Source organism: Arthrobacter sp. FX8, assembly GCF_026723805.1.
Classification (GTDB): domain Bacteria; phylum Actinomycetota; class Actinomycetes; order Actinomycetales; family Micrococcaceae; genus Arthrobacter.
This window is the reverse complement of record NZ_CP113505.1, coordinates 3,757,779-3,771,893: the sequence shown is the minus strand read 5'-3', so window position 1 is coordinate 3,771,893 and position 14,115 is coordinate 3,757,779. Positions and strand designations below refer to the sequence as shown.

Here is a 14,115-nt window from a genome sequence, read left to right as displayed (position 1 = left end):
GTGAGTACCGTCCTGAAAAGCAATGCGCAGGAGGCCCGGACCGGAACCACGGCCGGTTCCGCCGCACCCAAGCAGGGACTCGGCCAACGGCTGAGGCGGCTCAACATCCCCGGCGGCCTCGGTGGGTGGATCTGGCTGGCCATTATCATCCTGCCGATCTACTACGTGGTGATCACCAGCCTGAAGACGCAGGCGGGATACTTCGGCCAGAATCCCCTGGCCGTCCCCACCTCGCCCACGCTGGAGAACTACCAACTGGTCCTTGAGAAAGACTTCGCCACATATTTCATGAACAGCGTCATCGTCACGCTCGGTTCCGTAATTCCCACGGTGCTGATCTCGTTCATGGCCTCGTTCGCGATCGTCCGGGGCAGCGGAAGGTTCCTCAAGCTGGTCAACGGCATGTTCCTCATGGGGCTGGCCATCCCGCTCCAGGCGACGATCATCCCGATCTACCTGATGATCATCCGGCTCAACCTGTACGACAGCCTGCTGGCACTGATGCTGCCGTCCATTGCCTTTGCCATCCCCCTCACGGTGCTGATCCTGTCCAACTTCATCCGCGACGTCCCGAACGAATTGTTCGAGTCCATGCGGCTGGACGGCTGCAGCGAGTGGCAGACCATGTGGCGGCTCGCCCTGCCCCTGACCCGCCCGGCTATTGTGACCGTTGCCATCTACAACGGCCTGCATGTCTGGAACGGGTTCCTGCTCCCGCTGGTCCTCACCCAGAGCCCCAGCCTGCGCGTCCTGCCCCTGGGCCTGTGGAGCTTCCAGGGTGAATTCAGCGTCAATATCCCGGCCGTTCTCGCCTCGGTGATGCTCAGCACGCTGCCCATCCTGGTGCTTTACGTCATCGGCCGCCGCCAACTGCTGGCAGGCCTGACGGCCGGCTTCAGCAAGTAGAAAGGACACGTCCATGACCACCGCCAAACCCCTGCGGGTCGGCATGGTGGGCTACGCCTTCATGGGTGCCGCCCACTCCCACGCCTGGCGTACCGCGCCACGGTTCTTCGACCTGCCGCTGCAGCCACAGCTCACCGCGGTCGCCGGCAGGAATGCCGACGGCGTCCGCGCGGCAGCTGACAAGCTGGGCTGGGAGTCGGTGGAGACCGACTGGCGGCGCCTGATCGAGCGCGACGACATCGACCTCATCGACATCTGCACGCCCGGCAACACCCACGCAGAGATTGCCATCGCAGCCCTCGAGGCCGGAAAGCACGTGCTGTGCGAAAAGCCGCTGGCCAACTCCGTGGAGGAAGCCGAGCGGATGACACTGGCAGCGGAGACCGCCGCAAAGCATGGCGTCTTCTCCATGTGCGGCTTCAGCTACCGCCGCACCCCGGCACTGGCACTGGCCAAGCGGTTCGTGGAGCAAGGACGGATTGGCGACATCCGGCACGTCCGGGCCCAGTACCTGCAGGACTGGCTCTCCGACGCCAACGCCCCCATGACCTGGCGGCTGGACAAGGACAAATCCGGTTCCGGCTCCCTGGGCGACATCGGCGCACACAGCATCGACGCCGCCCAGTGGGTCACGGGGCAGAACATCAGCGGGGTGTCGGCAATGCTGGAAACGTTTGTCCGGGAACGTCCGCTGGCAGGCGACCTGGTGGGCCTTGGGGGCCACGGCGACCTCAGCAGTGACACCCCCGCGGGACCGTCACCGTTGATGATGCGGCCATCTTCAGCGCAAAGTTCGACGGCGGCGCCTCCGCGGGCGCGATCGGCGTCTTTGAGGCAACGCGCTACGCCCTTGGCCGGAAAAATGCCATGCGGCTGGAGGTCAACGGCACCAAGGGTTCCCTCGCCTTTGATTTCGAGGACATGAACGTCCTGTCCTTCTACGATTCGGCCGAATCGCCGGACGCCGGCTTCCGCCGGATTTTCGTCACCGAGCCCGAGCACCCGTACGTGGGGCATTGGTGGCCCACGGGCCACGGCCTGGGGTACGAGCACGGTTTCACCCACCAGGTGGTGGACCTTGTCACGGCCATCGGCGAGGGCCGCCAACCGGAACCGTCGTTCGCCGACGCCTTGCAGGTACAGCGGGTCCTCGCCGCAGTGGAGTCCAGCGCCGCGAATTCCAGCCAGTGGCAAAAAGTCTGAGCGACCTACAGCTTCAAGAAACCAAGGAACACCCAATGACACGACCAATCACGCTGTTCACCGGCCAGTGGGCCGACCTGCCCTTCGAGGAAGTGGCCCGGCTTGCCGGCGAGTGGGGCTTTGACGGGCTGGAAATCGCCTGCTGGGGCGACCACCTGGACCCCCGCCGGGCTGCGGAGGACGACAACTACCTCCAGGGCCGGCTGGACATCCTCGAGAAGAACAACCTCAAGGTCTTCGCCATCGCCAACCACCTCACGGGCCAGGCCGTCTGCGATGACCCTATCGATGAGCGCCACCAGGGCATCCTGTCCGCGGAAGTCTGGGGCAATGGCGAGCCTGAAGGGGTGCGCCGGCGGGCGGCGGAGGCCATGAAGGACACCGCGCGGGCGGCCGCACGGCTTGGCGTCAAGACCGTGACGGGGTTCACCGGTTCGTCCATCTGGAAGGCCGTCGCCATGTTCCCGCCGGCCTCGCAGGCAATGGTCGACGCCGGTTACCAGGACTTCGCGGACCGGTGGAACCCCATCCTGGACGTCTTCGACGAGGCAGGTGTCCGGTTCGCACTCGAGGTCCACCCGTCTGAAATCGCCTACGACTACTGGACGGCGAAACGGGCCCTTGAGGCTATTGGCCACAGGGCGAACTTTGGCCTGAACTTCGACCCCTCCCACTTCATCTGGCAGGACCTGGATCCCGTGATGTTCCTGCAGGACTTCGCGGACAAGATCTTCCATGTGCATGTAAAGGAATCCGTCCGGCAGCTGGATGGCCGCAACGGCCGCCTGGGTTCGCACCTCGCCTGGGCGGATCCCCGGCGGGGCTGGGACTTCGTCACGGCAGGACACGGTGACGTGCAGTGGAACCGGATCTTCCGGACCCTGAATGCCATTGGCTACGACGGCCCCACCAGCATCGAATGGGAGGATGCCGGAATGGACCGCCTCATCGGCGCCCCGCAGGCCCTTGCCATGGTCCAGGAACTGGCCCGCATCGCCCCGCCCGCAGCCGCGTTCGACGCCGCCTTCGCCAGCCGCTGACCCCTGCTCTTTCCGGCCCGCAAGGCCGGTAGCCAAACAAAGGAAATTCAATGACAGAACGAAAGAATGCACTGGTGGTCCGCGGCGGCTGGGACGGCCACCAGCCCTACGAGGCCACCGAGCTCTTCATTCCCCATCTCAAAGACAACGGCTATGACGTCCGGGTGGAGGAATCCCCCAAGGTCTACACCGACGCCGCCTACATGGCCGGTGTGGACCTCATCATGCAGTGCATGACCATGTCCACCATCGAAAAGGACGAGTTCGCCGGACTGCGGGCCGCCGTGGAGAACGGCACCGGCCTGGCCGGCTGGCACGGTGGAATCGCCGATTCCTACCGGAACACCTCCGACTACCTGCACCTGATCGGCGGCCAGTTCGCCTGCCACCCTGGCAAGCACCCGGATGAGTGCATCGGCGAGCAGTCGGACAACTACGTGCCCTATACCGTCAACATGCTGCCCGCGGCCGCCGAACACCCCATCACCCGGGGCATCCAGGACTTCGACCTGGTCACCGAGCAGTACTGGGTCCTCTCCGACGACTACATCGATGTCCTGGCCACCACCACCCAGAAGGTCCGTGAATGGGACCCATGGAACCGTGAAGTGACCTCCCCCGCCATCTGGACCCGCCAGTGGGGCAAGGGCCGCATCTTCGTCGCCACCCCCGGCCATCGGGTCGAAATCCTCCAGGACACCAATGTCCGCACCATCATCGAAAGGGGCCTGCTGTGGGCAAGCCGTTGAAAGTCGGAATCATTGGCTGCGGAGCCATCATCGCGCAGTACCTGGCGAACTTCCGCAAACTCAGCCAGATCGACCTGGTGGCCGTGGCGGACCTGGACCCCGCACGTGCCCAGGCCGTGGCGGATGGCTACGAAGGTGTCCGCGCCATCTCCGTGGAGGAACTCCTCGCCGCGGACGACGTCGAACTTGTCCTGAACCTGACCATCCCCGCCGCCCACGCCGAGGTGGCACTGAAGGCCATCGCCGCCGGAAAGAGCGTCTACGGCGAGAAGCCCCTTGCTGCCACGACTGAGGAGGCGCGCCAGGTGCTGGACGCGGCACGCGAGGCCGGCGTCGCCGTCGGCTGCGCTCCTGACACCGTACTGGGCACCGGCATCCAGACCGCCCGCAAGGCGATCGACGACGGGCTGGTCGGCGCCCCCATCTCGGCGTCGGCAACCATGGTGACCCCAGGCCACGAGCGCTGGCACCCGAACCCGGACTTCTACTACCAGCCCGGCGGCGGCCCGCTGCTGGACATGGGCCCCTACTACGTGACCGCCCTGGTGACCCTGCTGGGTCCCGTCGTCTCCGTGATGGGCGCGGCCAGCCACACCCGGAATGAGCGCACCATCGGCTCGGGGCCGCGCCAGGGCGAGAAAGTGCCGGTCACCATCGACTCCCACGTGACCGGCGTCCTGGTCCACGCCTCCGGTGCGCTGTCCACCCTCTTCATGAGCTTCGATGCCGTGAAGTCGAAGTCGCCCAACATCGAGATCCATGGCGAGCGCGGTTCCCTGGTGGTGCCGGATCCGAACCACTTTGACGGCGACGTCCAGCTGTTCTCCCTCGGCGCCGAGGACTGGGAGACCCTTCCCGCCTCCGCAGGGTACGTCGACGCCGGACGCGGGTTCGGCATCGCGGACCTTGCCGCCACCCCGCAAGGCAAGGAGCCCAGGGCGGGTGGCGCACTTGCCTTCCACGTCCTGGAAGTCATGGAATCCGTCCTCAAAGCCGCACGCAGCGGCATGACGGTCGGCATCCGGAGCACGGTGGAGCGGCCGGAAAGCGTGGCCCTCACCGTCCTGGCCGAACAGGCGGACGCGCTCCAGTCCCAGTAGCCGGCGGTCCGGAACCGTGCCGCTTTGTGGCAGTAAAGCTACCGCAGCCCGTCGCTGCGGGCGGCGCGGTTCCGGCCCAGCGATTTGGCCCGGTACAGGGCGGCATCCGCTGCGGCGATAAGTTGGTCAACATCGGAGGTCACGCCGTCGTAGGTGGAAATGCCGTAACTCGCGGTGGGCATCTCCATGCCGCCCGGCGTGTCCGCGCCGGCCATGCGCCTGCTGATCTCCTCGGCAATCGTCTCGGCCCGTTCGGCGCTTGCTCCGGGAACCAGGATGACGAACTCTTCCCCGCCGTACCTCCCCGTCAGATCTGTGGAGCGCACGGTGGCAGCGCAGGCGTCGGCGAAGGCCTGCAGCGCCAGGTCGCCGGCGGCATGCCCATAGGTGTCGTTGACAGTCTTGAAGTGGTCAAGGTCGGCAAGGATCAGGGCTCCCGAGCCGCCGGTGATGGTGCGGTCGGCCAACTGCTCGGTGGCCAGGTCCAGGAAGGCCTTGCGGTTCAGGAGCCCGGTGAGGTCGTCGCGGCTGGCCACCACGCGCAGGGCACGCGTCTGCTGTTCGGTGCTCAGGGCCGCCATGCTGAAGGACACCACCACCAGCAGCACCATGGTCACCAGGGTGGTGATGGCGGACCCAAAAACGGTGACGAAGACAGGCCCGTTCTGGCCCTCCACCAGGAACGCCAGCCAACGGAAGAAGTAGAAGACACTGAGCCCTCCGGCCGCCACAGCCATGGGGATCCGGACCCGCGAATAGCCGGGCTCAAGGCGCCAGAGCTCACGGGACGCCAATCCGACGGTCAGGCTCATGGCGGCGAGGAACACCGTGCCGCCGGACCAGGTGTTGGTGGCGGGTTGGTCCAGCAGGGAGGCCACCAGGGTGACCAAGGGAATGCCGGTAAAGGCCCACCTGGGAGGCGGTACGGTCCGCAGGGAGCGCGCCCCGGCCCACACTGCAACGCCGCCGTGCACCAGCAGGGTGTTTCCCAGGGGTTGGCCCACACCTGATGCACTGTGCCGTCAAACAGGAAGCAGCCTGATCCGGCCAGGAAGAACAGCAGGGCACCGCACCACCAGGCGCTGTATGGCGAACGCGTCAACCGGTAGGCGGAAAAGTAGAAGAGAACCACCAGGACCAGGGCCATGAGGCCGAAAGCGATGCGCAGGGTCGCCGTGTCCAGAACCATGTGCCAGAAGTCCCCCCAGAAGGCCCGATGTTGCCCAGCACAGTATGGCATCCACGCACACCGTACAGAAGCGTCCGTACCCCTGAAGGACAGCCGTCAAACTCGCCTAGGGTGGCAGGTACCACCCAGGCAATGAAAGGCCCGCCCATGCTCCTCCTTTTCGGCTTCAAGACCGTCCACAAGGCCCTGCCGGGCCGGACGGCAACCTGCCAGCACTGCGGCGCCTTCGTCCACCATGCCCTGGACGAACAGGCCACCAAGTTCACGCTGTTCTTCATCCCTGTCCTCACGGTGTCCCGGAAATACCTGATCACCTGCACCAACTGCGGCCACGCTTCGTCCATCAGCGGACGGCAGAAGCGGGCGCAGGAACTTCGGCGGTAGCACGCGGCAATCCCCTGCGGAAGATGCCAACCTCTAGCCTCCGGCGTTGGCGGCCGCTAAAGTGGGAGACGGTCCCGCCCCGCCGCTTCCGGCAGGAGGACGGGAAACCGCACAAGGGAATGGAGGTGGTTTTGATGACTGCAGTTGCCGCGCGCCCTGGGCGCCCCGCATCCATCACACCCACCATCCCTCCCGGCTGCCTTCGCGGTTCCTGACGCTGCGCGTCCACCCGCACTGCACCGGGGACAGCCCAAGGAACCACCGTGCATACTTCTTCAGGCAACCCCCTGGACACCACCAACACCACAGAAACAGACAGCGCTGCTGGCACTCGTCCGCTGCCCGGCCCCTCCGCATACGGCTACACGCCCGCCGTTGCCGGCTATTTCGATCAGCATCCCTGTCCGCCGGCAACTGAACGGGGCCGGGTGGTCCGCGTGGACCGCACCCTGCTGCTCGTTGCGGTCCATGACGGTCTCCTCCACCTGCCCTACCCGCTCTCGGGCGAGCCGGCCGTCACCGGAGACTGGGTCTGGATCGGCCCCAACCGGGGCGGCGACCGGCAAATCCTGGCCGTCCTCCCCCGCCGCTCGGAACTCAGCCGCAAACGTGCCTTCGAGGATTCGTCCGCCGCGCAGGTCCTGGCCGCGAACATGGACACCGTGGGCGTGGTGGTGCCCGTGGACCGGCCCCTCACACACAACCGGTTGGAACGCACCCTCGTCGCCGCATGGGATTCCGGCGCCACCCCCTGGTGATCATCACCAAGGCGGACCTGGCCGAGGTGGCGGACGACGTCGTCGGAAAAGTTATCCTTCAGGCGGCGGGCGTGGAGGTGGTCACCACATCCGCCGAAAACGGCGACGGCATCGACGAACTGATGGCACGGATTCCGCCGGGCGGAACCATCGTGCTGCTGGGACCGTCCGGTGCCGGCAAATCCACCTTGATCAATGCCCTGGTGGGCCGCGACGTCCAGCAGACCGCCGAAGTGCGGTCCGGAGACTTCAAGGGCAAGCACACCACCACCGTCCGCGAGCTGGTCCCGCTGTCCAACGGGACGGTGCTGATGGACACTCCCGGCGTGCGCGGATTTGGCCTGTTCGATGCCGGGGACGGCCTGGACGGGATGTTCGGCGACGTCGAGGAACTGGCTGCCGGCTGCCGGTTCGCTGACTGCTCACACGGGAGCGAGCCTGGCTGCGCCGTCCGCGAAGCAATCGACACCGGCGTCCTGGCCGCGCGCCGCTGGAACTCGTATCTGAAGATGCAGCGGGAACTGGCGGCGCTGGCGCGCCGCTCCGATGTCGCCGCCCAGCGCGCCTACCACCGGGAGTGGCACCAGAAGGTGGTTTCGGCGGGGAAGTCGCAACGCTGGGCTGAGCGCGAGGCCTCCGAACGCGGAAGCCGGAACGGAGACAAGGACCGGAAGCGCAAGCGGTAGGAGAACGCCTATTCCGTGTCATGGGTGGGGAGTAGGGTTCGGTCATGGACATCATCCTGGTACCCGGTTTCTGGTTGGACGCCTCGTCATGGGAGGGGGTAACACCTGCCCTGGAAGCAGCCGGGCACCGCCCCCATCCCCTCACGCTTCCCGGCAAGGACTCGGTGGATGCCAGCCGCGCAGGCATCAGCCTGCAGGACCATATCAATGCGGTGGTGGAGGTCCTGGACGGGCTGCCGGGCAGGGTGGTCCTGGTGGGCCACTCCGGCGGCGGGGCAATCATTCACGGGGTAGTGGATGCGCGGCCGGACAGGGTGGAACGCGCCATCTACGTGGACAGCGGGCCGCTGGCTGACGGCAGCGTCATCAACGACCAGTTGCCTGCCCACGGGGACGATGTCCCGCTGCCGCCCTGGCAGAGTTTTGACGACGCCGAACTGGTGGACCTCAACGACCGGCTGCGCCGGTCATTCCGCGCCCGCGCCGTTCCCGAACCCCGCGGCGTGGCGTACGGCAGGCAGCGCCTGCATGACGGGCGCCGCTACGACGTTCCCGCCACCGTCATCTCGTGCGGGTTCCCCTCGGCCATGCTCCGGGAGTGGATCGCGGCAAACCATCCCTTCGTGGCGGAGCTGGCCAAGGTGCGGGACGTGGAATTCATCGACCTGCCCACCGGGCACTGGCCGCAGTTCACCAAACCGGACCAACTGGCCCAGGCCATCCTGTCGGCGGTGGACCGGACAGGCAGGGACTGAAACGAAATACTCTTGCGCGCTGCCAGTACGGTCCCCATAATAAATGAATGGCATTCATTTATTCGACCGCAGTCCGGGACAGCGCCGCCCCTGACCACGTATCCACCGGCGCCGCAGGCCACATGCCCGCAGAGTGGGAGGCCCACCAGCGCACATGGATGGCGTTTCCACCACCCAACGACACCTTCGGCCCCATCGGCAGCCCCACCCTTGACCGGGCCCGGGCCGCCTGGACCACGGTGGCCCAGACAATCGCCCGGCACGAGCCCGTGACGGTGGTGGCTGACCCCAGGGACGCCACGGCCGCACGGGAATGGCTCGGCAGCGGCATCGACGTCGTGGAGGTCCCGCTCGATGACGCCTGGCTGCGGGACAGCGGCCCCACGTTCGTGCACCAGCCCAACGGCGCACTGGCAGCCGTCGACTGGATCTTCAATGGATGGGGGGCCCAGGAGTGGGCGGCGTGGGCCAAGGACCAGGACGTTGCCCGGACTGTTGCAATAGGCACCGGAGTTCCCGTCTGGCCGAGCCCCTTGGTGAATGAGGGCGGCGGGTTCCATGTGGACGGCGAAGGGACCGTCCTGCTCACCGAAACGGTCCAATTGGATCCCCGCCGCAATCCCGGCGCCACCAAGGAATCGGTTGAAGCAGAAGTCCACGCCGCCCTGGGCACCACCAAAGCAATCTGGCTTCCACGCGGACTGACCCGGGATTACGACGAATTCGGCACCCGGGGACACGTGGACATCGTGGCAGCCTTCGCCGGCGCCGGCACCATCCTGCTGCACCGCCAGGACGATCCCGCCCACCCCGACCATGCCGTCTACCTGCAGCTGAAGGCCGTCCTCGCGGGCCAGCTGGATGCCAAGGGCCGGCCGCTGCGCATTATCGACGTCCCGGCACCCACGGTGTTGCGCGATGCTGATGGCTGGGTGGATTGGTCCTACATCAACCACTACGTCGGCAACGACGTGGTGGTGCTGTGCAGCTTTGACGATCCCAACGACACCATCGCCGCGGGGATCCTGGAACGCGCGTATCCGGGCAGGACCGTGGAACTGGTGGATGCCAGGGACATCTTCGCTTTCGGCGGCGGCATCCACTGCATCACGCAGCAGCAGCCGGCTGCCAAGGATGGAGGCACACTGTGAAGCTCGCCGAAACGCAGGTTCCGCTGCCGGTGGGGCAGACGTTCGACGTCGTGGAGGCCGGCATCGCACAGCTGCGCGCCGCCCTCGACTCCGGCCAGGTCACCAGCGAGGAACTGGTCCGTCTCTACCTTGACCGCATCGAGAAGTATGATTCGCACGGCATACGCCTCAACGCGCTCGTCGTGATGAACCCGGATGCAGTTGCCGAAGCACAGGCGTCAGACCGGCGCCGCGCTGCCGGCTTCACCCTGGGACCCCTCGACGGTATCCCCTACACGGCTAAGGACAGCTACCAGGTAAAGGGGCTTACCGTAGCCGCGGGCTCACCGGCCTTCAAGGACCTGGTGGCACAGCGGGATGCCTTCACCATCGAACGGCTGCGGGCAGGCGGGGCGGTCCTGATCGGGCTCACCAACATGCCGCCCATGGCCAACGGAGGTATGCAGCGCGGCGTATATGGCCGGGCAGAGAGCCCCTACAACGCGGAATACCTCACCGCCGCCTTCGCCTCCGGATCATCCAACGGCTCCGGTACCGCCACGGCCGCCAGCTTCGCGGCATTCGGCCTCGCCGAGGAAACCTGGTCCTCGGGGCGGGCACCGGCGTCGAACAATGCCCTGTGCGCCTACACACCCTCGCGCGGCATCATCTCCGTACGTGGCAACTGGCCCCTGGTACCCACCATGGACGTGGTGGTGCCGCACACCCGCACCATGGCGGACCTGCTGGAGGTCCTGGATGTGGTGGTGGCGGATGACGCCGAGGCCCGCGGGGATTTCTGGCGCGTCCAGCCGTGGATCCCGCTGCCCAAGGCATCCGCCGTCCGCCCGCCGTCGTACGTTGGCCTCGCGGTCCGGGACGCTTCGGCGGCCGCGGGCGTGCTTGCGGGACAAAGGCTTGGCATCCCCCGGATGTACATCAATGCCGATCCCGCCGCCGGTATGGCCGAAGCACCTGGCATCGGCGGTCCCACGGGGCAACGGATCGAGACGCGCGGGTCCATCCTGGACCTCTGGAACGCGGCGCGGCGTGCTCTGGAAGCCGCGGGCGCGGAACTGGTGGAAGTGGACTTCCCCGTGGTGTCCAACTATGAGGGCGACCGGCCCGGTTCGCCCACCATCGCCACCCGCGGACTGGTGTCGCCGGAGTATCTGCGGCGGGAGATCGTGGACCTGTCGGCCTGGGCGTGGCATGACTTCCTCGACGCCAACGGCGACCCGCGGCTGAACCGCCTTGCCGACGTCGACGGTTCCGCGATCTTCCCCGCCCCCAGGGCGCGCTGCCGGACCGCTACGACGGGTTCGACGACGACATCGCCGACTATCCTTCCTGGATCCGCGACAACGGGGTTCCCGTCCTGGCCGACATTCCGCACCTGCCCGAAGGCCTGGCGGGACTTGAGGAAACCCGCCGGGTGGACCTGGAGGAATGGATGGACCGGCTGGGACTGGATGCCGTGGTGTTCCCGGCGGCGGCCGACGTGGCACCTGCCGACGCGGATACCAATGAACGCTCGGCGGACATCGCCTGGCGCAATGGCGTCTGGGTGGCCAATGGAAACCTGGTACCCCGCCACCTCGGCATCCCCACTGTCACGGTTCCGATGGGCATCGCTGCGGATATCGCGATGCCCGTTGGCCTCACCATCGCCGGCCGCGCCTACAGTGACACCCACGTGCTGCGGCTGGCCGCGGCCTTCGAAGCCACCGGGAGCCGCCGCGTTCCACCGCCGCGCACCACGCCCACAGGAAAAGCCTCAGGAAAGGGCACGGTAAACACGAACAGCGACTGACCATTCCCGCCCGATGCGGATATTCTGGACGCAGTGATTCTCCTTCATTGCCTATGATGTCCAGCCGTCCGCAGTTCCCGTCATTCCCGGCAGGAACGGTGATTCCGCGTGCCACGGAGGGGAACCCCACCATGGGTTCCCCTCCGTCCCGCGCCCCTATCGGAACCACCCTCGGGAGCAATCATGAAACCCACCAACCCTCCTTCCGCCGCCACCCCCACCGGCCCGGCCACCCTCCGGCCTGACTGTTCGCAGTGCTTTGCCCTGTGCTGCACGGCTTTCGGGTTTACCCGCTCGGCCGACTTCGCCATCGACAAACCGCCCGCCACGCCATGCCCCAACCTGGCGCCGGACTTCTCCTGCACCATCCATGACCGGCTCCGGCCCCGCGGGTTTGCGGGCTGCACGGTTTTCGACTGCTTCGGCGCAGGCCAGGCAGTCAGCCAGCGGCTGTTCAGGGGCATCAGCTGGCGGGAAGACCCGGAATCGGCGCCGGACATGTTCGCCGCCTTTAAAGTCCTGCGCCAATTGCACGAAATGCTGTGGCTCCTGGCCCAGGCTGGGGCGAAAGCCTACGGCCCGGATACCGCGGAGGATGTCCGCCGCTTGCAGGCGAAGGTCAGGGCAGTTGCATCGGGCGCCCTTGAGGAGGTCCTCGCAGCCGACATCGCATCCCTGCACCTCCAGGTGGGCAGCGCACTCCGTGAGGTCAGTGAGGAGGTCCGCGCGGGCTACTTCGGCGCCGGCCCCTTCGGCGACGATCCGCGCCTGGTCCGCCTGGCGCCGGGCGCCGACCTCGCGGGAGCAAACCTGCGCGGCCTGCCGCTGTGCGCTGCGGACCTTCGCGGTGCCTGCCTGATCGCCGCGGACCTCCGGGGCGCCGACCTGACGGCAGCGGACCTCCTTGGTGCCGACCTGCGGGATGCAAAGCTCGACGACGCCGACCTCACCGGGGCGCTCTTCCTCACCCAGGCGCAAATCACCGCGGCCCACGGCAGCGCTTCCACCCTCCTCCCCGCCGGGCTTGAGCAGCCCGGGCACTGGCATGCTGCCGCTCCTGCGGCCCCCGCCCGTCCCGTGGAAGCGCCTTGACAGCGAAGATTGTTAGCGCTGACAGTTGGAGGAAACCGATGTCAAACGAAAGCCACCCGATGAAGAACTGGGCAGGAAACCTCGAATACTCCTCCGCGGACGTGCGGCGGCCGGAATCCGTAGCGGAGCTGGCGGACATCGTGGCGGACTCGCCGCGGGTCAAGGCCCTGGGCTCCCGGCACTCCTTTAACCGGGTGGGCGACACTGACGGCGTCCACATCCTCCTCGATGCCCTGCCGCAGCAGGTGGAACTGGATGCCGGGCGGGGAACCGTGCGGGTCAGCGGCGGGGTGAGCTACGGGGCACTGTGCCGGACCTTGGAGGAGTCCGGGGTTGCCATCCACAACCTGGCCTCGCTGCCGCACATTTCGGTAGCCGGTGCGGTCCAGACCGGCACGCACGGCTCCGGGGTGGACAACCCGTCCCTCGCCGGCGCCGTGGAATCCATCGACCTGGTGCGGGCCTCGGGCGAGCAGGTGACACTTACCCGGGCGGACGGCGATGAGTTCCTTGCCAGCGTGGTGGGCATCGGCGCCCTGGGCATCGTCACCGGACTGGAACTGGCGGTACGTCCCAGCTTCACAGTGCGCCAGCGTGTCCTGGAGGACCTTCCCTGGGACAACGCCCTGTCGGATTTCACCGCCATCGTCTCCAGCGCCTACAGCGTGAGCCTGTTTACGGACTACGCCGGCGACCGGATCAACCAGGTCTGGCTCAAAGCACTCGACGGGGAGCAACCACCCGCCAACCTGTTTGGTGCCACCGCCGCCCTCCGTCCCCGGCACCCGCTGCCGGACATGTCCGCCGAGAATTGCACTGCACAGCTGGACGAACCCGGGCCTTGGCTGGACCGGCTGCCGCACTTCCGGCACGAGTTCACTCCCAGCAACGGGGACGAACTGCAAAGCGAATTCATCCTTCCCCTGGAGCACGCCCCCGCCGCCCTCCAGGCAGTCCGCGGGCTGGCCGGCCAACTTGCACCCCTGCTCTTCGTCTCGGAGATCCGCACCGGAGCCGCCGACGAGTTCTGGCTCAGCCCTTTCTACCGCCAGCAGAGCGTTGCCCTGCACTTCACCTGGAAACCGCTGCAGCCGGAGGTGGAAGCCTTCCTCCCACTCCTGGAAGACGCCCTCCGGCCCTTCGGGGCGCGCCCGCACTGGGGCAAACTGTTCACCGCGGACGCCCATGACTGGGAAAAGCTGTACCCGCGCTTCGCCGACTTCCGTTCCTTTGCCGCCGGGCACGACCCGGAGGGCAAGTTCCGGAACGGACTCCTGGACAGCATCCTCGGCGTCCCGGCCCGCCGGTAG

At 67.0% G+C, this 14,115-nt stretch carries 9 protein-coding genes and 4 pseudogenes; 12 read left to right on the top strand and 1 reads right to left on the bottom strand.

The window, feature by feature from the left end; translation table 11 throughout:
- The 5 genes and pseudogenes from OUO20_RS17650 to OUO20_RS17630 all read left to right on the top strand — a co-directional run bounded on the left by OUO20_RS17650 (position 1) and on the right by OUO20_RS17630 (position 4,998).
- Positions 1-906, top strand: a complete 906-nt coding sequence (locus tag OUO20_RS17650) for a carbohydrate ABC transporter permease (protein WP_056389602.1) — start codon at positions 1-3, stop codon at positions 904-906.
- A gap of 13 nt (positions 907-919) precedes the next feature.
- Positions 920-2,109, top strand: a pseudogene (locus OUO20_RS17645) (Gfo/Idh/MocA family protein).
- Between the two features lie 35 nt (positions 2,110-2,144).
- Positions 2,145-3,149 (top strand): sugar phosphate isomerase/epimerase family protein, encoded by a 1,005-nt coding sequence (locus tag OUO20_RS17640; protein ID WP_268002255.1) that lies wholly within the window; start codon positions 2,145-2,147, stop codon positions 3,147-3,149.
- Positions 3,150-3,199: 50 nt separating this feature from the next.
- Complete coding sequence (locus OUO20_RS17635; protein WP_268002254.1) at positions 3,200-3,898, top strand: ThuA domain-containing protein; 699 nt, start codon at positions 3,200-3,202, stop codon at positions 3,896-3,898.
- On the top strand, positions 3,883-4,998 hold the full coding sequence (locus OUO20_RS17630) for a Gfo/Idh/MocA family protein (RefSeq protein ID WP_018770395.1): 1,116 nt from the start codon (positions 3,883-3,885) through the stop codon (positions 4,996-4,998). The genes OUO20_RS17635 and OUO20_RS17630 overlap by 16 nt, the downstream gene beginning before the upstream one ends.
- Before the next feature lie 38 nt (positions 4,999-5,036).
- Here the strand turns inward: OUO20_RS17630 and OUO20_RS17625 are convergent.
- Positions 5,037-6,187: pseudogene (locus tag OUO20_RS17625) on the bottom strand (diguanylate cyclase).
- Between the two features lie 147 nt (positions 6,188-6,334).
- Here OUO20_RS17625 and OUO20_RS17620 point away from each other — a divergent pair.
- From OUO20_RS17620 to OUO20_RS17590, 7 genes and pseudogenes are all read left to right on the top strand, one after another.
- Positions 6,335-6,571, top strand: a complete 237-nt coding sequence (locus OUO20_RS17620; protein WP_268002253.1) for a zinc-ribbon domain-containing protein — start codon at positions 6,335-6,337, stop codon at positions 6,569-6,571.
- A 263-nt stretch (positions 6,572-6,834) separates the two neighbouring features.
- Positions 6,835-8,015 (top strand): annotated as a pseudogene (gene rsgA / locus OUO20_RS17615) (ribosome small subunit-dependent GTPase A).
- 44 nt (positions 8,016-8,059) lie between these two features.
- The gene (locus OUO20_RS17610) at positions 8,060-8,770 is read left to right on the top strand and encodes an alpha/beta fold hydrolase (protein ID WP_134164838.1); all 711 of its coding nucleotides are present in this window, start codon (positions 8,060-8,062) and stop codon (positions 8,768-8,770) included.
- A 47-nt stretch (positions 8,771-8,817) separates the two neighbouring features.
- Positions 8,818-9,921 carry an agmatine deiminase family protein gene (locus OUO20_RS17605; protein ID WP_056389620.1) on the top strand — a complete coding sequence of 368 codons (1,104 nt, stop codon included), beginning with the start codon at positions 8,818-8,820 and terminating at the stop codon, positions 9,919-9,921.
- Positions 9,918-11,713, top strand: a pseudogene (locus OUO20_RS17600) (amidase). The gene OUO20_RS17605 and the pseudogene OUO20_RS17600 overlap by 4 nt, the downstream one beginning before the upstream one ends.
- A 183-nt stretch (positions 11,714-11,896) precedes the next feature.
- Entirely contained in the window at positions 11,897-12,805 is a 909-nt protein-coding gene (locus OUO20_RS17595) for a pentapeptide repeat-containing protein (RefSeq protein ID WP_018770402.1), read from the top strand.
- Between the two features lie 59 nt (positions 12,806-12,864).
- Complete coding sequence (locus tag OUO20_RS17590; protein ID WP_026265944.1) at positions 12,865-14,115, top strand: D-arabinono-1,4-lactone oxidase; 1,251 nt, start codon at positions 12,865-12,867, stop codon at positions 14,113-14,115.

What these genes read in the sequence shown, in the direction of transcription:
- OUO20_RS17640 (WP_268002255.1), top strand. Translation starts at nt 2,145, where the DNA reads ATGACACGACCAATCACGCTGTTCACCGGCCAGTGGGCCGACCTGCCC.
- OUO20_RS17635 (WP_268002254.1), top strand. Translation starts at nt 3,200, where the DNA reads ATGACAGAACGAAAGAATGCACTGGTGGTCCGCGGCGGCTGGGACGGC.
- OUO20_RS17620 (WP_268002253.1), top strand. Translation starts at nt 6,335, where the DNA reads ATGCTCCTCCTTTTCGGCTTCAAGACCGTCCACAAGGCCCTGCCGGGC.
- OUO20_RS17610 (WP_134164838.1), top strand. Translation starts at nt 8,060, where the DNA reads ATGGACATCATCCTGGTACCCGGTTTCTGGTTGGACGCCTCGTCATGG.
- OUO20_RS17605 (WP_056389620.1), top strand. Translation starts at nt 8,818, where the DNA reads ATGGCATTCATTTATTCGACCGCAGTCCGGGACAGCGCCGCCCCTGAC.
- OUO20_RS17595 (WP_018770402.1), top strand. Translation starts at nt 11,897, where the DNA reads ATGAAACCCACCAACCCTCCTTCCGCCGCCACCCCCACCGGCCCGGCC.
- OUO20_RS17590 (WP_026265944.1), top strand. Translation starts at nt 12,865, where the DNA reads ATGAAGAACTGGGCAGGAAACCTCGAATACTCCTCCGCGGACGTGCGG.